Consider the following 23,097-nt stretch of genomic DNA (forward strand, 5'->3'; position numbering starts at 1 on the left):
ATTCCAACATGGGTATTCCATCATGACCAAATTCATTTTCGTAACCGGCGGCGTTGTCTCCTCACTGGGTAAAGGTATCGCCGCCGCTTCTATTGCCGCCATCCTCGAATCGCGCGGCTTGAACGTTACCATGCTCAAGCTCGATCCTTATATCAACGTCGATCCCGGCACGATGAGCCCGTTCCAACACGGCGAAGTGTTCGTAACCGACGACGGCGCGGAAACCGACCTCGACTTGGGACACTACGAACGCTTTATCGATTCCACGATGACCCGCCGCAACAGCTTCAGTACGGGGCAGGTGTACGAAAACGTTATCGCCAAAGAACGACGGGGCGACTATTTGGGCGGCACGGTTCAAGTCATTCCGCACATTACCGACGAAATCAAACGACGCATCCATGAAGGCGCGGCAGGTTACGATGTGGCGATTGTCGAAATCGGCGGCACGGTCGGCGACATCGAATCGCTGCCGTTTTTGGAAGCCATCCGCCAGATGCGAAGCCAGTTGGGACGCAACAACACCCTGTTCGCCCACTTGAGCTACGTTCCCTACATCGCCGCTGCAGGCGAAATCAAAACCAAGCCGACCCAGCACACCGTTAAAGAAATGTTGAGCATCGGTTTGCAACCCGACATCCTGATTTGCCGCATGGACAGGAAAATGCCTGCGGACGAACGCCGCAAAATCGCCTTGTTCTGCAACGTGGAAGAACGCGCGATTGTCGGCAGCTACGATGTGGACAGCATCTACGAATGCCCCGAAATGCTGCACGACCAAGGCATCGACAACATCATTACCGAGCAGTTGCAGCTTAATGTGCAGCAGGCGGATTTGACCGCGTGGAAAAAAATCGTCCACGCCATCCAAAACCCGAAACACACCGTCAAAATCGCCATGGTCGGCAAATACGTCGATTTGACCGAGTCCTACAAATCGCTGATCGAAGCCTTGAAACACGCAGGCATTCACACCGAAACCGACGTACAAATTACCTTTGTCGACAGCGAAAGCATCGAGAAAAACAACGGCGACGTTTCTATGCTCAAAGATATGGATGCCATCCTCGTTCCCGGCGGTTTCGGTTCTCGCGGCGTGGAAGGCAAAATCGCCGCCGTGCGCTATGCCCGTGAAAACAACGTGCCATACTTGGGCATATGCCTCGGTATGCAGATTGCGCTGATTGAATACGCCCGCGACGTGGCAGGTTTGAAAGGTGCGAATTCCACTGAGTTCGACCTCAAATGCGCCGCCCCCGTCGTTGCCCTAATTGACGAATGGCAAACTGCTGACGGCAGCGTTGAGACCCGCGACGAATCCGCCGATTTGGGCGGCACGATGCGTTTGGGCGCGCAAGAAGTCGAATTGAAAGCAGGCAGCCTCGCCGCCAAAATCTACGGTAGCGGACATATCCGCGAACGCCACCGCCACCGCTACGAAGTCAACAACAATTATGTTCCTCAGTTGGAAAAAGCAGGCTTGGTCATCGGCGGCGTATCCGCCGGACGCGAACGCTTGGTCGAAACCATCGAGCTGCCGAATCATCCTTGGTTCTTCGCCTGCCAGTTCCACCCCGAATTCACCTCTAATCCGCGCAAAGGGCATCCTTTGTTCACCGCGTTTGTCAAAGCCGCGTTGAACAATAAAAAAGCCTGATAAAGCGTTACTTGATGATCAAAATGCCGTCTGAAAGCCTGAATGAAGACTTTCAGACGGCATTTTTGCAAATCGGGGATTATAAAAGCCATCAATTTAATTTTTATGGTTTTATCTAATATTTACCAACTGAATATTGTTAAGCGGGGCGTGAAACTCAAGATTATTGTTTTTATAGTCGTGTAAGTCTGGTTTTGACAGGAAATAGCTTTAAAACATCAGTTTTGCTTAGTTTGATGGGGATGATGGTTTTGAGTTGATATATTTGGAATATCAAAATTTAATTGTAAAAATAAGGAGTTTAGATGAAGGTTTATTATGCTCATTCCGCCCAAGGCCAATTCTGCAACCTTTTGCCTTACGAACGCTGGCAAACCCTTCAATCCCACGCCCAAAATGTCGGCAATTCGGCTGCAAATTTTGCTCAAGTTTTCGGCGCGCAAGACATCGCTTATCACGCCGGTCAACTACACGATTTAGGAAAATACTCGCTTGAATTTCAGGCTAGATTAAATGGCGGGAGCAGGTCTGTCGACCATTCTACCGCCGGGGCAAAAATCGCAGTCGAGCGTTGGGGAGGTGTTATCGGCAAGCTGATGGCGTTTTGCATTGCGGGACACCATGCCGGTTTGGCGAACGGTGCGGGCAAGGGTGATAACCGCAATACCTTGAAACAACGTTTGGCGTTGCAATTCGGTAAAGATATTCCGGAACTCGATAGCGTATGGCTGCAAGAAATCAAGCTACCCAAAACTTTGCCTGTGCCGTCGCTTCCCATTCCAAACCATCGTCGACAAATTCCGCATGATCGAAAGCCATATGCAGCCGCTGATTATTCCGTTCGATGTTGATGCCAAAAACCTCATTAGCAACCTGCACCACACCGACCATATCGGCAGTCTGCTACGCAAACTGCAACCCTACACCGTCCAAATCCCCGAAAAAGCCCTCGCTGCTTTATATAAAGCAGGGCGTATCGAACCGATTAACGAGAAAAACTTCGGCAAACAGTTTTATACGCTGATCGGGCTGGATTTGTATGATGAAGTAGCGGGTTTGAGTTGGGAGAATATTGATTTTATAAGGGGGGATAATTTAATTTTTTAGTTTAAAAACTTTTCAATCTATTATTAAAAATATTTTAGCAAACTTGTAAATTTATTAAGAAGGTAACACTATGGAACGTTCACATCTTGTACGTATGCATATTAAAAATATTGGCTGTATCGGTAATGACGGTTTAACAGTTGAATTAGATGATATTGTATGCTTAGTCGGAGCAAATAATGCTGGTAAAACAACTGTATTAAGAGCCTATGAGTTGGCAGTTCAGCAAGAAAAGCTAGATATAAAAGATTTTAATTGTAATGCAAATGGAAAACCTGCTACGGTCGAATTATGGGTTCATATTCCTAAAAGTGCAGGTAATATTGACGAAAAATGGAAAGAAGAAACAGATGATGGATTATTACTAGTCCGTTCTAAGTGGGAATGGCCTACAGAAGGAGGAAAGCCTATTAGAAGTACTTGGGATCCAGAGATTCAAGACTACGCAGATGACGGTAAAGCTGCTGGATTAGATACTGTATTTAATAGTCGTTTGCCTAAACCATTTCGCATAGGTTCTTTAGATAATCCTGAAGAAGAACATAAAAAATTATTAAATCTTGTACTTGAACCAATAATTAATAAATATAAAGAAATTATAGAAAATGAAGAATCTGATTTAAGTAAGAAAATTAAGGAGTTGGAGATATTGGCAAATAATCCTATATCAGAACTTCGTAACGATATTGATAAAATACAGGAGCAAATTAATTCATCCTATTGCAAAGTATTTAGTTCATCAGGAATTCATCTTAACATTGGGATTGGAGATATTGGTTTTGATCCTGCAAAGTCTTTGCTATCAGGTTCAAGAATTGATATTTCTGAAACAGGTAACTTTGCTCGCTGGGATCAGCAAGGAACGGGGTCACAGAGAGCATTATTTTGGTCTATTCTTCAGGTAAGATCTGAGTTAAGTAGAATTTCTGATATACAAAAGGAATTACAAAAATTAGAAAGCAAAAGAGCACCAACTCCGAGAGATAAAGAAAAAATTCAAAATCTTAAGAGTCAATTATCTCAAGATGGTTCAAGCGATTTCTTTTTGCCAGGGTATATGTTGTTGATCGATGAACCTGAGACGGCGTTACATCCTTCAGCTGTGCGAGCAGCGAAAGAACATTTATACAACTTAGCATCTGAAGCTGGCTGGCAAGTCATGTTGAGTACTCATCATCCAGCTTTTGTTGATCCTATCAAAGATCATACAACTATTGTTCGTTTACATCGATTAGATAAGCATTTAGAACCTAATATATATAAATCCGAAACAATTAATTTTAGTGATGATGAACTCGCTAATCTGAAAGCCCTAATGATTTTTGATTCTAATGTTTCTGAAATTTTCTTTGGAGATAAAGTTATTATCGTTGAAGGAGATACTGAATTTGCTGCTTTTCATGAAATTATGAATAGTAATCCAAAGGATTATCCTGTTAGTCAACGCCCTCTTATTATTAGAGCCAGAGGAAAAGCGACAATTACTATTTTAGTAAAAATTTTATCTCATTTTAAAATTGATTTTTCTGTCTTACACGATATAGATTCTCCTAAAGTTTCGTCTGGCGATAGGGCTAATTCAGCATACTCTATAAATAAAGCAATTTCAGATGCAGTAACTGAGGCGCGTGGAGTTGGATTAAAGGTAACTTATCGTTGTTCATGCCCTAATTTTGAAATTCACCATCAAATGGACTTACCATCTAAAGATAAGCCATTTAGAAGTTGGAAAGCTGTTCAAGAACAGGAAGATGTGCGTTCAAGTATAGAATCAATACTGAAAGAATTAATCAGCGTATGCAATGATATTCCAAGCAATGATGGCACTAACTATGAAGACACTCTAAAAAATTGGATTGCCCTTAATCATAAACAAGACGAGCCTTGTTACAAATTTTAAAACTGTAAATACGGCTTATGATCCGCCCCTTCCTTATGAAGGGGCGTGTGTACAAAAAGGAGAACCAAATGAACCATCCGCCTACATGTTTGGGGCGATTATGCCTGTTTTACCCGTCCGGAGATGAAGGTGGAGCGGGTGTCTTATGATGTCATCACGCCGTCGGCGGCGTGCGGGATTTTGGCGGTGGTGCATTGGAAGCCGGCGATTCGGTGGGTGATAGACCGCATTTATGTGTTGAAGCCGATTCGGTTCGAGTCGGTGCGGCGCAATGAGTTGGGCGGCAAGATTTCGGCGGGCAAGGTCAGCGGCGCGATGAATTGTAAGAGTATAACACTGATTGAAGACGACCGCCAGCAGCGCGCGGCGACGGTGCTTAAAAACGTGGCTTATGTGATTGAAGCCCATGCGGTGCTGACGCCAAAAGCGGGGGCGGATGAGACTGTTACCAAGCATATCGAGATGTTCAAACGCCGTGTGAAAAAAGGCAATGTTTTCAGTAGCCTTGTTTGGGCGTGCGTGAATTCCCTGCCGATTTTGCTTTGATTGATGAGGGTGATCCGCTACCGCCGTCGGCGTTATCGGAAAGCGAGGTAAACCGCGATTTAGGCTGAATGCTGCACGACATTGATTTTGACCATGGCAACACGCCGCATTTTTTCCGCGCACAAATAAAAGACGGCGTGATTGATGTGCCGCCGTTTTACGCCGAGGAAGTAAAAGCATGATTCTAGCGTCCCTTGCCCGTTATTACCGCCGTTTGGCAGCAGAAACTGATGAAATGGGCAATCCGAAAGTGCCGCCTTACGGCTTTAGCGAGGAGAAAATCGGCTGGGTTTTGGTGTTGGATAAAGAAGGCCGTCTGAAAACCGTTGTGCCAAATCTGACTGCCGATAAAAAGCCGCAACCGAAGCTGATGAGTGTGCCTCAATCTTTCAAACGCCCTGGCACTACACCCAAGCCATTTTTTCTGTAGGATAAAACTTCTTATGCGCTTGGCATGGAAGCCAATAAAAACAAAGCCGAAGCCAAAGAAAAACCGTTTACGCCGTCTGAAAAAACTTTTGATGCCTTTAAGCAATACCATCTCGATTTACTGCAAAACAGCGAAGATGAAGGCTTGCAAGCCTTGTGCCGTTTTCTGCAAAACTGGCAGCCTGCACATTTCGCTGCCGAAAATCTGCCAGCCGAAATGCTTGATGCCAACATCGCTTTTTCTCTTGAAAAACCGACCGCACTTATCCATAAACGCGAAGCCGCGCAAAGCTTGTGGGCAGGCTGCCTGAAAAGCGATGAAGCGCTCGAGGGTTTGTGCCTGATTAGCGGCGACACTGCGCCAATTGCACGGCTGCATCCAGCGATTTACCTGAATCCGCGCCGACGACGACGTAAACGGCTTGCGCGTGGCAATGATGAAAGCCGTATTAGAGCGGCGTTTTAGAAAAGGTTTTATCGAAGAAGGAGTTCCTATGAGTTTGAACAATGAAAGCCCGAATCGCGCCTATCTTTTAGGGCGGCTGTTTGCTGTGTTGGAGCGCATTCAATATCAGGCGTTGGGCGAATTAAACGCCGGCATCGCCGACCGCTATTACGGCTCTGCCTCCGCCGTGCCGTTTTCCGTTTTTCCGCGCCTTTTGTCGGGTGCAAAACACCATTTGTCGCGCCTGCGTAAAGACAAAGCCGGTATGGCGGTGAATTTGGATAAAGATTTGGGCGAAATCATTGCCAAACTGCCCGAAACCTTTCCGCGCCATCTAAGCATTGACGAGCAAGGCCGCTTCGCCATCGGCTATTACCATCAAAAACAAAGCTATTTTGCTAAAAAAGAAACCGCTGAAACTATTGAAAACTAAGGAGCCAGAAAATGTCTGCCATTCAAAACCGCTATGAATTTGTTTACTTTTTTGATGTAAACAACGGCAACCCCAACGGCGATCCCGATGCGGGCAATATGCCGCGTCTTGACCCCGAATCCAGTAAAGGCTTGGTAACCGATGTTTGCCTGAAACGCAAAATCCGTAATTTTGTGGAAATCAGCAGCGAAAATGAAGCCGGTTACGAAATCTACGTCAAAGAAAAAAGCGTGTTAAACCTGCAAAACAAACGCGCTTATGAGGCGCTTGGCATTGAGTCGGAAGCCAAAAAACTACCAAAAGACGAAGCCAAAGCCCGCGATATTACCGCTTGGATGTGTAAAAACTTCTTTGATATCCGCACCTTTGGCGCCGTGATGACCACCGAAGTCAACAGCGGACAAGTGCGCGGTCCGGTACAACTGGCGTTTGCCCAATCCATCGACCCGATTGTGCCGCTGGAAGTTTCCATCACCCGCATGGCGGTAACCAACGAAAAAGACTTGGAAAAAGAACGCACTATGGGGCGCAAATACATCGTCCCTTACGCGCTCTACCGCGTGCATGGCTTTATCTCCGCCAACCTTGCCGTCAAAACCGGTTTTTCAGATGACGACTTAGCCAAACTCTGGCAAGCCTTGACGTTGATGTTTGAACACGACCGCTCCGCCGCCCGTGGCGAAATGGCGGCGCGCAAATTGATTGTTTTCAAACACGACAGCGCGCTCGGCAGCCAGCCTACACATAAACTGTTTGATGCTGTAAAAGTTGAACGCCTAAACGGCGAATCCGGTACGCCTGCAAGCGGTTTTGGCGATTACAATATCAGCGTGGTTTCAGACGGCCTGAATGGCGTGAGTGTGGAAGAATATTTGTAAAAATGTCTGAAAAGATGACCGCTTGTATTGCAGAAGTAGAAAAAGAAAATCAGGACACGCGCCTGATTCCCCTTTCCGCCCTGCAACACTACGCCTTCTGTCCGTGCCAATGTGCCTTGATTCATAACGAGCAGGCGTGGGCGGAGAACTATTTGACCGCGCAGGGCAGAGCGCTGCATGAGCGGGTGGATTCGGGCGAGCCGGAAATGCGCAAGGGCGTACGTTTTGAGCGGACGGTGCATGTGTCGGCAGAAAAACTGGGCATCAGCGGCGTGTTGGATTTGGTGGAAGTGGAAACAAAGACAGGTCGTCTGAAACCCGTGGAATACAAACGCGGCAAGCCGAAACCGGACCCGGTGGAGGAAATCCAGCTTTGCGCCCAAGGCTTGTGTTTGGAAGAAATGACGGGGCAAACCGTCTCTGAGGGCGCGCTGTGTTATATGCAAACCCGCCACCGCGTCTCCATCGTGTTTTCAGACGACCTGCGCACCCAAACACTCGCTAGCATCGCCGCCGTGCGCGAACTCTTGGGTAGTGGACTAACTCCACCGCCCGACTACGGCAAACGCTGCAAAGCCTGCTCGCTGGTGGAGATTTGCCATCCGGTGTTGTTGGGGAAACGGGATAGGAGTGTGGCGTATGTGGAGGGATTGTTTGGGGGTATTGATGAAATATATTACAAACAGGATGAGTTATGATGAATGAAGGATTGTTTAGAGAGCAATGGTTTAAGATATTTAAAAGAAAAATCATTGATCTAAATTTGAATGATGAAAGTATTGATGATGAAGAATTAGATGTAATGCCAATAATTTATTGTTGTTTAATCAATAGAATGATCTTGCCGAATCCCAGAGGAATATGTCTTAGCAAGGAGTTCAATGAAGAAATCAAAGGGTGGGAAAATATTAAAAAGATAATTTCAACTGGAGAAAATATAAACCCTTATATGAGTAAAAGGATAAAAGATTGGAGGGAGCATGATTTATTACTATATTCAGCAGGAATTAGTCATTTTCATTTATCCAAAAATAAATTCGGAGGCGTTAAAGATGAATTAGTCTTTGGAATATTTACAAAAAATGATTTTTATGGAATATTGATTGGAAATCATGATGATACATATAATTTGAAACATTTGGTTTCAATAGTCGATAAGAATTGGCCAGGATTATTAGATTCTTCAATAAATAACAATAATAGTAGTTTTAGCAAAGATTTCTTTAAACAAAATGCATTAGATAAAAGATTGCAAATGAATATGTTTAAACCAGGCGGACTAGATGGTCATATGCATTCTAATTTAATTTACTATAATATAAATGGAAAAATTTTAAAAATTCCAGCCCCCGTAGTTTTCGCTTATGAGAATGAAATCAATTATATTGATAAAATTGAGAATACTATCATTTCTCGCATAAAAAACAAATTTCAAGGGTATGAAAACGTAGATTATTGTCTTGAAGTGGATGAATTTAATCAATGTTATAAAATTTTCAAGGAGAATAATTCACCAATAATTAAAAAACCTATTACCGAATTCCCTTTTCCTGTAAGAAAAATAATATGCTCAGATTATGTAAATAGGGAGTTAAGATATTCCTAAATATTTAGCAAGCCCGTAGCCCATATCCAGCCACCGAGTGCGTGGCTCCGCCACACACCCTACCTGTGGAATGGCACGAAACTTCAAAATCAACGCGTAGGGTGTGTGCGGAACGCACGCATGCGGGTTTGTGGTGTTTGAATCGAAGTCCTAAATTTCAGGTTGCCTTAAATATGGCAAGCAAAGGAGTAATATGATGAGTTTGCTGCAAGCATATTCTTTAGATTTGGGTAAAATAATTAATGCGAAAGAAGCTGATATTGCTTATGAGAAAGGCTTGGTTAGCGGTCAAAAAAACTTTCAATGCCCTCATCAAGCGTGTGGTATTGCGGTTACTTGTGCAAATTTGGAGCGACCTAAATACAAAAGAAAGGTAGATCCTTATTTTAAATCGGTTGAAAATCATAAATTCGGCTGTCCTTTTGCAGAGGAAGAAAGACGCATTAAGTTGCGAGAGATTGATAAAAATGGGTTTTATGAAAATGTCGCTTCAGGCGAGATTTTGGTAAATCTGGCAGAACCTACACCTAAAAAACAAAATAGTGATAGTGCTTCTGAGGCTAAAGAAAGCAGTGTTTCACGAACTCATCAGCTCTCAGATTCTAAAAAAGAAAAATTATCAATTAATCGAACTAAAACGTTATCTGTATTAGTTTCGTCTTTCTTAAATAATGAAAACTTTCAAATAACATTGCCAAAACCATATCAAGAAAGAATTTTCTTGAAAGATGCATTTATCAGAATTGATGGGCAGGATTTATCAGATCTGGAACAAAATTGCTGGAGAATTTATTACGGAAAAGCGTGGATAAATAAACTTTCCAATAGAGATTATCGTATTGTATTTGATAATAAAATGAGTAGTTGTGATCTTAATAAAAATGCTGTTCGCCCCTCATTTTTTATTTCTAGAGATTGGATTAAGCATTCGCCGTATGAAAAGTTTTCTAAATCTCAAATGGATAAATTGGCTAATAATAAATGGTGCAGAGAGGTTTTTATTCTTGCAGATACTCCTTCATTAAATTCTTCAAAAGAATATATTAATTTTATGCTTGATGGATTGCCATTTTTGGAAATTATTAGTTTGAGAAAATAAAAGTATTCATCAATTTTCTCTAGCAATATTTTGATTAATGTCATATGAGAAAATTACAAAACACGCGCTATATCACCACCCAAGGCAGCTATCTGCATAAGGAGCGGGAGACACTGGTGGTGGAGCAGGAGCGTAAGAAGGTATCGCAGTTGCCGGTGCATTCCATCGGGCATATTTTCTGTTTTGGGAATGTGCTGGTGTCACCGTTTTTGCTAGGGTTTTGCGGCGAAAATAATGTGAATTTGGTGTTTTTTACCGAAAACGGTCGTTTCTTGGAGCGGCTTCAGGGGCGGCAGAGCGGCAATGTGCTGTTGCGACGGGCGCAGTATCGGGTGTCGGAGCAAAGTCCCATGCCGATTGCGTGCAATATCATTGCGGCAAAGATTCGGGCGATCCGGAAACGCGTAAGGGCGTGTGCTTTGAGCGACGGTGCATGTGTCGGCAGAAAAGTTGGGCATCAGCGGCATATTGGATTTGGTGGAAGTGGATACGAAAACAGGCCGTCTGAAACCCGTGGAATACAAACGCGGCAAGCCAAAACCCGAGCCGATGGACGAAATCCAGCTTTGCGCCCAAGGCTTGTGCTTGGAAGAAATGACGGGGCAAACCGTCTCTGAGGGCGCACTGTGGTATATGCAAACCCGCCACCGTGTCCCCGTCGTGTTTTCAGACGGCCTACGCGCCCAAACACTCGCCACCATCGCCGCTGTGCGCGAACTCCTGAACAGCGGCCAAACCCCGCCGCCCAACTACGGCAAACGCTGCAAAGCCTGCTCGCTGATGGAGATTTGCCAGCCGGAATTGTTGGGAAAACGGGATAGGAGTGTGGGGTATGTGGAAGCGTTGTTTATTGTGTAAGAAAAAACCGCAGGTATTTTGAACCTGCGGTTTTTTTGGTTTACAACTTGCTGTCTTCACTGTCTAAGAAGCTTCTCAAACGGTCGCTGCGGGTCGGGTGGCGCAACTTGCGGAGTGCTTTTGCCTCAATTTGGCGGATGCGTTCGCGGGTTACGTCAAACTGTCTGCCGACTTCTTCCAGCGTGTGGTCGGTATTCATATCGATACCGAAGCGCATACGTAAGACTTTGGCTTCACGAGGTGTCAGGCTTTCGAGTATTTCTTTGGTTACTTCGTGCAGGCTGGTGTACATTGCCGCATCAGCCGGCGCAATATTGTTGGCATCCTCGATAAAGTCGCCCAAGTGCGAATCGTCGTCGTCGCCTATAGGTGTTTCCATGGAAATCGGTTCTTTGGCGATTTTCATGATTTTACGGATTTTGTCCTCAGGCATCTGCATCAGTTCGGCAAGTTTGGCGGAATCTGGTTCTTCGCCGGTTTCTTGAAGGTGCTGGCGGGAGATGCGGTTCATCTTGTTGATGGTTTCAATCATATGCACCGGGATACGGATGGTGCGTGCCTGGTCGGCAATCGAGCGGGTAATCGCCTGACGGATCCACCAGGTTGCATAGGTGGAGAATTTGTAGCCGCGTCGGTATTCGAATTTATCGACCGCCTTCATCAAGCCGATGTTGCCTTCTTGAATCAAATCAAGGAACTGCAAACCCCGGTTGGTGTATTTTTTGGCAATGGAAATCACGAGGCGCAAGTTTGCCTGAATCATTTCCTGCTTGGCGGCTGCGGTTTCTTTTTCGCTCGACACCATATTTTTGTTGATTTCTTTCAACTCTTCGATGGAAATGCGGGTTTCTTTTTCCATATCCGCCAACTCGGTTTGTTTTTCGAGGATGGCGTGGCGGAAGCGGTCGAGTGCGTTGCTCCAAACCCTGCCTTTGGCGATTTCTTCTTCAATCCATTGCAGATTGGTGATTTCGGGCAGGAAGTTTTGGATGAAGTAGTCGCGTTCCATATGGACGCGGTCAAGGCAGATATCGCGGATTTCGCGTTCGAGTTTGCGGATGTTTTCTACTTTTCCGCGCAGGCTGCTGCTGAGGCTGTCGATTTGGCGGGTGGCGAAGCGGACTTCCAAAAGTTTGTTGGCGATGGCATCGCGGTAGGCGAGATAGTCTTTGTGCCGGCTGTGGTGTTTTTCCAAACGGCCGATCATTTTTTTGTAGTCTTTTTCGATTTGGGCAAAGTGGCCGATGACTTTTTGTTTCAATTCGGCGAGATTGGCTGCCGAGATTTCATCCGCATCTTCTTCCGACTCTTCGTCGTCTTCGTTTTCATCCGAATTGTCGTTGGAAGGTTTCTCGGGCACTGTGGTTTCCAAGTGCCCCAAGCCCAATTCGTTGAGCAATACTTCATTCGGGTCGATAATGGCTTCTACGACTTCGTCGACGCGGATTTCGTCTTTGCGGATTTTTTCGATGAGTTCTAAGATTTCCGCAATGGATCCCGGGCAGGCGGAGATGGCCTGAACCATATTTTTCAGGGCGTTTTCGATTTTTTTGGCGATGATGATTTCGTCTTCGCGGGTCAGCAGGTCGACCTGTCCCATTTCGCGCATATACATACGGACGGGGTCGGTCGTCCTGCCGAACTCGGAATCTGCACTGGAAAGGGCGGCCTCGGCTTCTTCGACGGCATCATCGTCGGTAACGGCGGCATTGTCGCTTAACAATATGTCTTCCGCATCGGGGGCGTGTTCGGTAACTTGGATGCCCAAACCGGAAATCATACTGACGATGTTGTCTATTTGGTCGGCATCAGACATATCGTCTGGCAGGGCGTCGTTGATTTCGGAGTAGGTAATGTAGCCACGTTCTTTACCCATAATGATGAGCTGGCGCAGGCGCGCGCGTTGCTCTTCAATGCTTAACGGACGGGTGTCGTCTTGATATTCTTCGTGATTTTGGTTTCTGGACATTGTCTGCTTTCTGTTGGTAAGGTGCCGACGGTTTGCGTTTGAACGCACCTGAAGGCGTGGCAGAGTGGGGTACTCTGATGCCGTCTGAAAGTTTGTCTAATCGGATGTTCTGCCGGTATATTATGCAGCTGTGCCTAATACTTTTCAGACGGCATGACGGTTTATGGACGGCGTATTTTGCCGGTCAGTTCTGTTTTGCGGTCAGTAGCGACAGCAAAAGTTTTTTTTCACTTTCACTTAAGCCCGATTTTAGGCTTTTTTGTTTCAATGCTTCGATTTGGCTGTATTTTAACTCATTGAGCAGTTTTTTCATGCCGATTTGGAAATTCTCGTAATCTTCTTCACTGCTGCTGTTCATTTCTTCCGACTGGTGCGTCGAATGGAAGATTCGGTTTATCGTTTCTTCGTAAGGCGAGCCGCGCATATACTCTAAAACCTGAGCGGTTTCGGGTACGGCGGCATGGCTTTTAATCGATTCGGCAAGGTTGGCAAGGCAGGCGAAATCACCGTCCAACGCCAGATAATCAGGCAGGTCTATATATGCAGCCCAATCCGGATTTATCAAGAGGCTGCGGATTTGCCGCTGTACCAGCGTCAGCATGACGGGCTGTTTGACGGAAATTGGAGGCAGTTTGTAGCTTTTTTGTTTGACGTGCCGCTTCGGCGCTTCCTGTCCCAGCAGTCGGGCGAGATTGTCGGGGTCGATGCCGACCAGTTCGCTAAGCCGTTGTTTTAACAAATAAGCCAATGCCGGCGCGGTAATCTGCGCCAAAAGTGGCGAACTGGTTTTCACCAATTCCGCCTTGCCTTCCTGCGTATTGAGATTAATGCCGTCTGAAAGATGTTCCCAGAAATACTCCGATAAAGGCTTGCTTTGATTCAACAGCGCATCTTCAAATTGCGCTTTGCCGTAGGCGCGGATGTAACTGTCGGGGTCGTGTTCCTCGGGCAGGAACAAAAAATGCAGCGATTTGTCGTCTTTCAACTGCGGCAACGCGTTTTCCAGCGCGCGCCAAGCCGCTTTTCGCCCCGCGCTGTCGCCGTCGAAACAGAAATAAATACTGTCTGCCTGACGCATTAGGATTTTGACGTGTTCAGCTGTTGTTGCCGTGCCCAAGGCCGCCACACCGTAGCCCACGCCGAACTGTGCCAGCGCGACCACGTCCATATAGCCTTCGACCACCAAAATCCGTCCTGCCTCTTTTACAGCAGCACGCCCCTCATACAAGCCGTAAAGGTTTTTCCCTTTGTCAAACAAAGGTGTATCGGGAGAGTTTAGATATTTGGGTTTGGAGTCGTCCAACACCCTGCCGCCGAAACCGATTACCTGCCCGCGCGGATTGCGGATAGGAAACATAATCCGATGACGGAAGCGGTCATAATGCCGACCCTCGTTGTCAATCACCATACCCGTATCCACTAACGCGGTATTAGGATACGGTTGGAACACTTGTGCTAAAGGCTGCCAGCCGTCGGGCGCATAGCCCAAACCATAATGCGCGATGACTTCCGCACTCAAACCGCGCTTGTCCAAATAAGCTTTCGCCGTCGGATTGAATTTCAACTGTTGCGCGTAAAAATCAGCCGCCGCAGCCGTCGTTTCCTCCAGCGTCTGCTGTTTTTTCTTACGTTCGGCACGGACTTCGGGATTATCGTTCTGCCCGCGCACTTTAGGCACAACCATGCCCACACGGTCGGCAAGAAACTGCACCGCCTCGGGAAACGACAGCCCCTGATGTTCCATCACAAAACCAATCGCCGAACCATGCGCCCCGCAACTGAAACAATGATAAAACTGCTTGGTCGGACTGACCGAAAACGACGGTGTTTTTTCCTTGTGGAACGGGCAACACGCCATATAGTTCGCCCCGCCTTTTTTCAGCGGAACCTGCTCGTCGATAATATCGACAATATCGGTTTTGGCTAGAAGTTCGTCAATGAAGTCGGATGGAATCATAGTTCGGCGGGGCGGATGCCTGTTTTTAGTTCGGATGGTATCAAATCAGGAGTTTTCGGATTATCGGTCGGATACGGCGATTCAGGCAAAATGCCGTCTGAAGCCGGAAACCGGATGTTCAGACGGCATTTGCGTTCAAACGCTTAAGCCAATTTGCCGTGGCATTGTTTGTATTTCAAACCGCTGCCGCAGGGGCAGGGGTCGTTGCGGTGGACGATTTGTCCCCGCGCTTCCAAGGCTTCGGGGCTGAAATCCGTCCCATCGGGATTAAAGGCTTCGGTAACCAGATCGGTTTGCGATTGCCCCAAAAGTTCTTCCATATCGGGGGATTCCGAATGGATAGATTGGATGTTGCCGACGGGTTGCTCTTCAACCGCCGCGACAGGGTTTTGTTCGATTTGAACCGAAGTAAGCAGGGAGGCAATATGGAATTTGATGCCGTTCCACAGGTCTTGGAACATGGTAAAGGCTTCGCGTTTGTATTCCTGCTTCGGATTTTTCTGGGCATAGCTGCGCAGGTGTATGCCTTGGCGCAGGTAGTCCATAGCGGCGAGGTGTTCGCGCCATTGGTTGTCGATGACCTGCAACATCACGTTGCGCTCAAAATCAGCCATTGCCTGCTTGCCGACCAGTTCGGTTTTGGCGGCATATTCGTTTTCGATGCGTTCGATCAGGCGCTCTTTGATGTCTTGACCGTCAATTGTATTGTCTGCTTTCAGCCAGGACTGAATGTCTTCGTGCAGTCTGAATTCGGCAGCCAGACGGTTTTCCAGAGTCGGAATGTCCCATTGTTCTTCCATGCTGTCCGGCGGCATATATATGTCTACAAGTCCGCCGATGACATCAAAACGGATTTCCTTCATCAGGTCGCTGATGTCTTTGCTGGTTAAAATTTCGTTGCGTTGGCTGTAAATGACTTTACGTTGCTCGTTGGCGACGTCGTCGTATTCCAGAACCTGTTTGCGCATATCGAAGTTTCTGCCTTCGACTTTGCGTTGTGCCCCTTCGATTTGGCGTGTCAGCAGGTTGTGTTCGATGGCGACGCCGCGTTCGGGTGCAAGGCGGTTGAGGATGGCGGCGGCACGATCGAGCGCGAAGAGACGCAGCAATGGGTCTTCAAAGGAGAGGTAGAAGCGGCTGGATCCGGGGTCGCCCTGACGGCCGGAGCGTCCGCGCAACTGGTTGTCGATACGGCGGCTTTCGTGGCGTTCTGTGCCGATGATGTGCAAACCGCCTGCTTCCATAACCTTGTCGTGTTCTGCCTGCCAGCCGTTTTCGAGTGCGGCAATTTGTGCCTGTTTCTCTTCGTCGCTCAAGGTTTCGTCGGCGCGGATGGCATCGGTTTGGTGCTTCAGGTTGCCGCCCAATACGATGTCCGTACCGCGTCCCGCCATATTGGTGGCAACGGTAATCGCGCCGACTTTGCCTGCTTGGGCGACAATCAGGGCTTCGCGTTCGTGTTCTTTGGCGTTGAGGACGTTGTGCGGCAGTCCGGCTTTTTGCAGAAGGCGGGAGACCAGTTCGGAGTTTTCGATGCTGGTCGTACCGACGAGGACGGGCTGCCCGCGTTTGTGGCATTCCTCGATGTCTTTGACGACGGCTTCGAATTTTTCTTCGGCGGAACGGAAAATCTGGTCGTTGAAGTCTTTGCGCTGTACGGGGCGGTTGGTCGGGATAATGACGGTTTCGAGGTCGTAGATGCTTTGGAACTCGAAAGCCTCGGTATCTGCCGTACCGGTCATACCGGAGAGCTTGGTGTACAGGCGGAAATAGTTTTGGAAGGTGATGGAGGCAAGGGTTTGGTTTTCGCGTTTGATTTCCACGCCTTCTTTGGCTTCCACGGCTTGATGCAGGCCTTCGGACCAGCGGCGGCCGGACATCAGACGGCCTGTAAATTCGTCAACGATGACGATTTCGCCGTCTTGGATAACGTAATGTTGGTCTTTGTGGAACAGTGAGTGCGCGCGTAATGCTGCCATAAGGTGATGCATCAGGGAGATATTTGCCGCCGAGTACAGTGAGTCGTTTTCTGCCAGCAGCCCCATTTGGGTCAGGATTTGTTCGGCGTGTTCGTGACCTGCTTCGCTCAGGATGACCTGATGTGCCTTTTCGTCGACCCAATAGTCGCCTTCGCCTTCTTCTGTCTCTTGACGGACGAGGTGGGGCGGAACGGTGTTCATGATTTGGTAGAGCTGGATATTGTCGTCCGCCTGACCGGAAATAATCAGCGGGGTGCGCGCTTCGTCAATTAAGATGGAGTCCACTTCGTCAACGACGGCGAAATTCAATTCGCGCTGCACTTTGTCGTATTGGTCGGTAACCATATTGTCGCGCAGGTAGTCGAAGCCGAATTCATTATTGGTGCCGTAGGTGATATCGGCGGCATAGGCGTTTTGACGGTCGAACGGCTGCATGTCTGAAATAATCACGCCCACGGTAAGGCCGAGGAAATTATAGAGGGGCTCCATGATGCCCGCATCGCGTGAGGCAAGGTAGTCGTTGACGGTTACGACGTGAACGCCTTTACCGGCAAGTGCGTTGAGATAAACGGCAAGGGTGGCGACCAAGGTTTTACCTTCGCCGGTGCGCATTTCGGCGATTTTACCGTTGTGCAGCACCATGCCGCCGATCAGTTGCACATCGAAGTGGCGCATGCCGAGCACGCGGCGGGATGCTTCGCGGCAGACGGCGAAGGCTTCGACCAAAATGTCGTCCAGAGTCTGTCCGTCGGCCAGGCGTTGTTTGAATTCGGCTGTTTTGGCCTGTAAATCCGCATCGCTCAAGGCTTTCATTTGTTCTTCGAGTGCGTTGATTTTGACAACGGATTTGCGGTATTGTTTGAGCAGCCTATCGTTGCGGCTGCCGAAAATTTTCTTAGCGATGTTTGTCAGCATGAATAATTCCTACGCCTGATATAATAGTGGGCGAAAACGTAATTTTAACACAAGCGGTTGCGTAAAGTGCTAATGCCGTCTGAAATAAAGGCGCGTTTGCGGTATTTCAATCTTTCGGGGTGTGGGTTTTATGAATCTGGAACATCTGGGCAGGCAGGATTCACTGCTTTCGGAGCTTTTGAAACAGGCGGGGAAATGGCGGCGTTTGGATGCTGCGGTAAAAAAATTGCTTCCCCTTAATCTGCATCCGCACTTTCAGACGGCATGTATTGAAGACGGCGAACTTGTCCTTTTGGCGGCAAACAATATGGCGGCATCGCGTTTGAAGATGATTGTGCCGTCGGTTCTGCCGCAATTGGCCGGTTTGGATGAGGCAATACGGTCTGTTTCGGTTAAGGTTGTACCGAAGCCGGAAAGTCGACCGAAAACGAATAATTTACACTTGAGCAAAGCTGCATTGGAAAGTTTTGATTCGGCAGCAGCCAAGCTGGAAAAGCGACATCCTGAATTGGCAGAAGCTTTGGCGGAATTGGTCAGGAAACACGGTGCATAAAATTTACTTTCGGAAATTGTAAATTTAAGTTAATTCTCGAAGTAAAATGGTGGTTAACCTAATACTAAATACATAGTCTTAAGGTGAGTATTCTTGGTTTTTGGGTAAACTGGTGTAAACTTATAAACAGGCTTTGATTTCAAGTAAAGTTTGTAGCAAAATACCGTACTGAGACATCTGTTTATGCAATCGTTGCCATGCTTTTTTAAGGTTTGTTAATATCGGTTGCATTTTAATTTTCGTAAAATTTAACACAATTTCATCAATTGGAGATTTGTTATGAAAGCTTATCTGGCTCTGATTTCTGCTGCCGTTATCGGTTTGGCTGCCTGCTCTCAAGAACCTGCTGCACCTGCTGCCGAGGCTCCTGCAGCTTCTGAGGCTCCTGCCGCTGAAGCACCTGCAGCCTCTGAGGCTGCACCGGCTGATGCCGCAGCCGCACCTGCCGCCGGCAACTGTGCAACTACTGTTGAAGCCAACGACAATATGCAGTTCAACACCAAAGACATCCAAGTCAGCAAGGCTTGTAAAGAGTTTACCATCACTCTGAAACATACCGGTACGCAACCCAAAGCCAGCATGGGTCACAACCTCGTGATTGCCAAAGCTGAAGACATGGACGGCGTATTTAAAGACGGCGTAGGTGCTGCCGATACCGATTATGTTAAACCTGATGATGCACGCGTTGTTGCCCACACCAAACTGATTGGCGGCGGCGAAGAAGCTTCCCTGACTCTGGATCCTGCTAAATTGGCCGGCGGCGAATATAAATTCGCTTGTACCTTCCCAGGTCACGGTGCTTTGATGAACGGTAAAGTTACTTTGGTTGACTAATCCGTCTAAAGCTTGAAAACAGACAGCCTGCCTTGCGCAGGCTGTTTTGTTATAATCTGGAAATGTTAATTTAAGAATAAAACCTAAAAACCATGAATCCGTTTGAAACCAAAAGCGTTACCTTTGCCGAACCGATTGAAATGCTGTATGCCTGCCACGGCAAAGTGCGCCGTTTCTGCGGACAAGTCGCCATGCTGTCGGACTATATCGCCAAAAACGGCTGCAATCAGATTGTTTTGCAAACCATTCGCCAAATCGCCCAGTATTTCAACGTTGCCGCGCCGCTGCACCATGAAGACGAAGAAGAAAACTTCTTCCCGCTCCTGCTGCAATATGCGCCGCAAGCCCAAGAAAGCGTGGACGAGCTTTTGCGCCAACATGTAAGCCTACATGGCAACTGGGATGCCGTGGCTACTGAATTTGCCAAACTCGAAGCAGACAACGCTTATATCCCCGATGCGGAAGCGTTCAAACGCTTTGTGGAGGGATATGATGTGCATCTGGCGATTGAAGAGCCTTTGTTCGACATGGGCAAAACGTTTATCCCCAAAGAGAAACTGACCGAAATCGGCGAAATTATGGCGGCGCGTCGGTGCAGATAAGGTCGTTTGCAGATTGCCGTTTTTTCAAACAAAAGTTGTCTGAAAACTTGAAAACAGATTTTCAGACGGCCTCAGTATCCCCCGTAACACAACCACATCGTCTGAAAAGGAAGCCAACCATGCTGACCCCGAAACGCTGCGATTTGTTCAATATCCCGTTTTTCCAGTTTGCCCAGCTCAAGAAATACCAGCCCGAAAGCATTCCGCAAATCAAAGCCGATTACAAGGAAAACTGGCAGATATGGCAGCAGTTGATTCAGCAGGTTGCCGCCGAATTGGGCGAACCTTTCGCCCCGCCGCATATCGAACGCTGGTGCAACGGCTGGCAGGTTCGCGCCCATTTCTTTGCCTATTTCAAATATGCCCAATACAAGAACTCTGCTGCCATCCTGTCGATACTACTTAACCGCCGCCGTCTGAGCGTCAGCTTGGATTGGCACTGCTACAAAGCCGACGTGTCGCCGATTGCACTGCCGGAATACAACCGCTGGCTGGATGATTTCGATACCGACAAATACGCCGCATTCGATATGTGGCACGGCGCGGAAAGCGAATACGACGACTACCGCACCGTCGCGCAGCAAAATGAATCCGACCGAAAGTTGCAAAACGACGAAGACTTTTTCTGCATCGGCAAACACATCGAACGCGACGATTTGGGCAGGCAGGATGTCGCGAAATGGATAGCGGAAACGGTGGAAGATTTGCTGCCGCTTTACGAAGCGTGTCATGGTGCTTGACCTGAAGAACCCGCTTCGCTATCGTTAGCCCGTTCCATTCAACATCAAATGCCGTCTGAAACTCCGTTCAGACGGCATCTCAAACAGAAAAGCCGAAAAATGACCGAAATCCGATCCCTAGAACTCGCCAAAGCGTTGATTTCCTGCCCGTCCGTTACGCCGGATGACCAAAATTGCCAAAAACTCCTTGCCGAACGCCTGCACAAAATCGGTTTTGCAGCTGAAGAACTCCATTTCGGCGACACCAAAAACATCTGGTTGCGACGCGGCACGAAAGCTCCCGTCGTCTGTTTTGCAGGGCATACCGACGTTGTGCCGACGGGCCCTGTCGAAAAATGGGATTCGCCCCCGTTCGAACCGACCGAGCGCGACGGAAGATTATACGGGCGCGGCGCGGCGGACATGAAAACCAGCATCGCCTGCTTCGTTACCGCCTGCGAACGCTTCGTTGCCGAACATCCCAACTACCAAGGCAGCATTGCGCTTCTGATTACTTCCGACGAAGAAGGCGACGCGCTGGACGGCACGACCAAAGTCGTCGATGTATTGAAAGCGCGCAACGAGCTTATCGACTACTGCATCGTCGGCGAACCGACCGCCGTGGACAAATTGGGCGATATGATTAAAAACGGCCGACGCGGCTCGCTGTCGGGCAACCTGACCGTCAAAGGTAAGCAAGGCCATATTGCCTATCCGCATTTGGCAATCAATCCCGTGCATACTTTTGCCCCGGCCTTGTTAGAGCTGACGCAGGAAATCTGGGACGAAGGCAACGAATACTTCCCGCCGACCAGCTTTCAAATTTCCAATATCAACGGCGGTACAGGCGCGACCAACGTCATTCCGGGCGAGCTGAACGTCAAATTCAATTTCCGCTTCTCCACCGAGTCCACCGAAGCAGGGCTGAAACAACGCGTCCACGCCATTTTGGACAAACACGGCGTGCAATACGATTTGCAGTGGTCGTGTTCGGGGCAGCCCTTTCTGACCCATGCGGGCAAACTGACCGACGTGGCACGCGCAGCCATTGCCGAAACCTGCAGCGTAGAGACCGAATTGTCCACCACCGGCGGCACTTCGGACGGACGCTTCATTAAAGCCATTGCGAAAGAACTCATCGAATTAGGCCCGTCCAATGCCACCATCCACCAAATCAACGAAAACGTGCGGCTGGACGATATTCCGAAGCTGTCGGCGGTGTATGAGGGGATATTGGCGCGGTTGTTGGCTGAAAAGGCCGTCTGAAAAGAAAATGGGCTGTCGGATACGGATATCCGACAATTTGATTAGACCTAGTGTGAGTTTGAGATAACGCATTGATTTTTATGTAGAGCGATTTATTTGAACGGCAATCCATTCCCTCTCCCGAGGGAGAGGGTTAGAGAGAGGGCATTGGGTCAGCAACGGAAATATTGTCTGTATCTTCCCCGTTTTACCCTCTCCCCGACCCTCCCCGACAGGGGAGGGGGTCAAGTTGCAGGCACGCCGACGGAATTTCGCTTCGCATTAACTGCCTTATTTCGAACGCACGTCAAACTTAAATTTGCAAGGCCGTCTGAAAGCAGATTGCTTGCCGAATATGGATATCCGACCATTTGATTAGACCTAATGTGAGTTTGAGATAACGCATTGATTTTTATGTAGAGCGATTTATTTGAACGGCAATCCATTCCCTCTCCCGAGGGAGAGGGTTAGGGAGAGGGCATTGGGGCGGCAACGGAAATATTGCCTGTATCTGCCCCGTTTTACCCTCTCCCCGACCCTCCCTCACAGGGGAGGGAGCCAAGTTGCAGGTACGCCGACGGAATATGGTTGAAACCCGTCTATTCGGGGCGGTGGGATTTTGGTTTATTTTTGGGAAGTAACCCTCCCAAATCAGGGTAAACAGGGCTGCGCCTTATGTGCGGCCCTGTGTGTTGAAACATTGAGGAATATAACCGTGCCGTCAAATTACTTTCATACGCGCGAACGATTGGGTGCTTTGGGCGGCATCGTGCAACATCATACCGCCTTGTACCGCAGCGTGGCGGTACATGAACCGACCGTGCTTATCGTGCGGCGCGGATGCAAGAAGCTGCGCTGGGCAGGGCACGAATTGAGGATTGCGGCGGGTGAGGCGGTCGCCTTGGCAGGCGGACAGACGTTTGACGTCATCAATATTCCCGATTCAGACGGCCTCTATCAGGCGCAATGGATTGCTTTCGAACAGGAAACCGTAGAAAGGTTTGCCGCACAATACGGGACGGCGCAGGCAGTGTGCGATGCGGTGAAGCTGCCGCATCCCGGGCGGATGAACGCGGCGTTTGATTATGCGGCTGCGGTACTGGCGGATGAAGAAGTGCCGCACAATGCGGCGGAGGCCGCACTTTGCGGCGTGTTGGCGTGGTTGCAGCATGACGGCATCGGTTTTGCCGTGTACGGAGGCGGCAACCTGATGCGGCAAATCCGCAAACTGATTACCGCTTTGACGATACCGGCGGCTTCTACAGATTTGCCCATTATCACGAATACGGACGGCAGCAGCACGCCCAAAGCGGCAAACAGCGGCCACGTCGGCAAAAATGCGCCGATATTGCCGATATCCGGCTTC

Annotated in this window: 16 protein-coding genes and 5 pseudogenes; 18 read left to right on the forward strand and 3 right to left on the reverse strand. The window is 48.3% G+C overall.

Going from position 1 to position 23,097, the window contains the following annotated elements:
- Positions 1-22 precede the first annotated feature (22 nt).
- The 12 genes and pseudogenes from ACRPFF_RS01395 (at position 23) to cas4 (ACRPFF_RS01450) (ending at position 10,958) form a co-directional block, all read left to right on the forward strand.
- A complete protein-coding gene (locus ACRPFF_RS01395; RefSeq protein WP_127220657.1) occupies positions 23-1,657 on the forward strand; it encodes a CTP synthase in 1,635 nt (544 codons plus the stop codon).
- 305 nt (positions 1,658-1,962) lie between these two features.
- Positions 1,963-2,508 (forward strand): CRISPR-associated endonuclease Cas3'', encoded by a 546-nt coding sequence (locus tag ACRPFF_RS01400; protein WP_411712324.1) that lies wholly within the window; start codon positions 1,963-1,965, stop codon positions 2,506-2,508.
- Positions 2,477-2,764: a hypothetical protein gene (locus ACRPFF_RS01405; protein WP_411712323.1), complete on the forward strand. Its 288-nt coding sequence runs from the start codon at positions 2,477-2,479 to the stop codon at positions 2,762-2,764. The genes ACRPFF_RS01400 and ACRPFF_RS01405 overlap by 32 nt, the downstream gene beginning before the upstream one ends.
- Before the next feature lie 70 nt (positions 2,765-2,834).
- Positions 2,835-4,664 (forward strand): ATP-dependent nuclease, encoded by a 1,830-nt coding sequence (locus tag ACRPFF_RS01410; RefSeq protein ID WP_411712322.1) that lies wholly within the window; start codon positions 2,835-2,837, stop codon positions 4,662-4,664.
- 123 nt (positions 4,665-4,787) lie between these two features.
- Positions 4,788-5,392 (forward strand): annotated as a pseudogene (cas5c, locus tag ACRPFF_RS01415) (type I-C CRISPR-associated protein Cas5c).
- Positions 5,389-6,517, forward strand: a pseudogene (locus tag ACRPFF_RS01420) (type I-C CRISPR-associated protein Cas8c/Csd1). Before cas5c ends, ACRPFF_RS01420 begins: the two co-directional pseudogenes overlap by 4 nt.
- Before the next feature lie 11 nt (positions 6,518-6,528).
- The gene (gene cas7c / locus ACRPFF_RS01425; protein WP_432673595.1) at positions 6,529-7,395 is read left to right on the forward strand and encodes a type I-C CRISPR-associated protein Cas7/Csd2; all 867 of its coding nucleotides are present in this window, start codon (positions 6,529-6,531) and stop codon (positions 7,393-7,395) included.
- Complete coding sequence (gene cas4 / locus ACRPFF_RS01430; RefSeq protein ID WP_432673607.1) at positions 7,305-8,093, forward strand: CRISPR-associated protein Cas4; 789 nt, start codon at positions 7,305-7,307, stop codon at positions 8,091-8,093. Before cas7c ends, cas4 (ACRPFF_RS01430) begins: the two co-directional genes overlap by 91 nt.
- Complete coding sequence (locus ACRPFF_RS01435) at positions 8,090-9,001, forward strand: hypothetical protein (RefSeq protein ID WP_432673596.1); 912 nt, start codon at positions 8,090-8,092, stop codon at positions 8,999-9,001. Before cas4 (ACRPFF_RS01430) ends, ACRPFF_RS01435 begins: the two co-directional genes overlap by 4 nt.
- Before the next feature lie 193 nt (positions 9,002-9,194).
- Positions 9,195-10,100: a hypothetical protein gene (locus ACRPFF_RS01440; protein WP_411712319.1), complete on the forward strand. Its 906-nt coding sequence runs from the start codon at positions 9,195-9,197 to the stop codon at positions 10,098-10,100.
- A gap of 44 nt (positions 10,101-10,144) precedes the next feature.
- Positions 10,145-10,501, forward strand: a pseudogene (locus ACRPFF_RS01445) (CRISPR-associated endonuclease Cas1); the annotation flags it as partial.
- Positions 10,462-10,958, forward strand: a pseudogene (gene cas4, locus ACRPFF_RS01450) (CRISPR-associated protein Cas4). The pseudogenes ACRPFF_RS01445 and cas4 (ACRPFF_RS01450), both read left to right, overlap by 40 nt.
- 40 nt (positions 10,959-10,998) lie before the next feature.
- Here cas4 (ACRPFF_RS01450) and rpoD read toward each other — a convergent pair.
- The 3 genes from rpoD to secA all read right to left on the reverse strand — a co-directional run bounded on the left by rpoD (position 10,999) and on the right by secA (position 17,778).
- A complete protein-coding gene (gene rpoD, locus ACRPFF_RS01455; RefSeq protein ID WP_432673597.1) occupies positions 10,999-12,927 on the reverse strand; it encodes an RNA polymerase sigma factor RpoD in 1,929 nt (642 codons plus the stop codon).
- A gap of 184 nt (positions 12,928-13,111) precedes the next feature.
- The gene (gene dnaG, locus ACRPFF_RS01460) at positions 13,112-14,884 is read right to left on the reverse strand and encodes a DNA primase (RefSeq protein ID WP_432673598.1); all 1,773 of its coding nucleotides are present in this window, start codon (positions 14,882-14,884) and stop codon (positions 13,112-13,114) included.
- Positions 14,885-15,027: 143 nt separating this feature from the next.
- Complete coding sequence (gene secA, locus ACRPFF_RS01465) at positions 15,028-17,778, reverse strand: preprotein translocase subunit SecA (protein WP_432673599.1); 2,751 nt, start codon at positions 17,776-17,778, stop codon at positions 15,028-15,030.
- Positions 17,779-17,908: 130 nt separating this feature from the next.
- On the opposite strand from secA, the gene ACRPFF_RS01470 reads away from it, so the two are divergent.
- The 6 genes and pseudogenes from ACRPFF_RS01470 to ACRPFF_RS01495 form a co-directional block, all read left to right on the forward strand.
- Positions 17,909-18,331: a DciA family protein gene (locus ACRPFF_RS01470; RefSeq protein WP_050388284.1), complete on the forward strand. Its 423-nt coding sequence runs from the start codon at positions 17,909-17,911 to the stop codon at positions 18,329-18,331.
- 279 nt (positions 18,332-18,610) lie between these two features.
- Complete coding sequence (gene azu, locus ACRPFF_RS01475) at positions 18,611-19,165, forward strand: azurin (protein ID WP_050388281.1); 555 nt, start codon at positions 18,611-18,613, stop codon at positions 19,163-19,165.
- A 92-nt stretch (positions 19,166-19,257) separates the two neighbouring features.
- Positions 19,258-19,767 carry a hemerythrin domain-containing protein gene (locus ACRPFF_RS01480; RefSeq protein WP_432673600.1) on the forward strand — a complete coding sequence of 170 codons (510 nt, stop codon included), beginning with the start codon at positions 19,258-19,260 and terminating at the stop codon, positions 19,765-19,767.
- A gap of 119 nt (positions 19,768-19,886) precedes the next feature.
- Positions 19,887-20,507, forward strand: a complete 621-nt coding sequence (locus ACRPFF_RS01485; RefSeq protein WP_432673601.1) for an HI_0552 family protein — start codon at positions 19,887-19,889, stop codon at positions 20,505-20,507.
- Positions 20,508-20,606: 99 nt separating this feature from the next.
- Positions 20,607-21,752 carry a succinyl-diaminopimelate desuccinylase gene (dapE, locus tag ACRPFF_RS01490; protein ID WP_432673608.1) on the forward strand — a complete coding sequence of 382 codons (1,146 nt, stop codon included), beginning with the start codon at positions 20,607-20,609 and terminating at the stop codon, positions 21,750-21,752.
- A 727-nt stretch (positions 21,753-22,479) separates the two neighbouring features.
- Positions 22,480-23,097 (forward strand): annotated as a pseudogene (locus ACRPFF_RS01495) (hypothetical protein); the annotation flags it as partial.

The organism is Neisseria sp. SLRRB23 (assembly GCF_050896295.1).
In the GTDB taxonomy this organism is placed as follows: domain Bacteria; phylum Pseudomonadota; class Gammaproteobacteria; order Burkholderiales; family Neisseriaceae; genus Neisseria.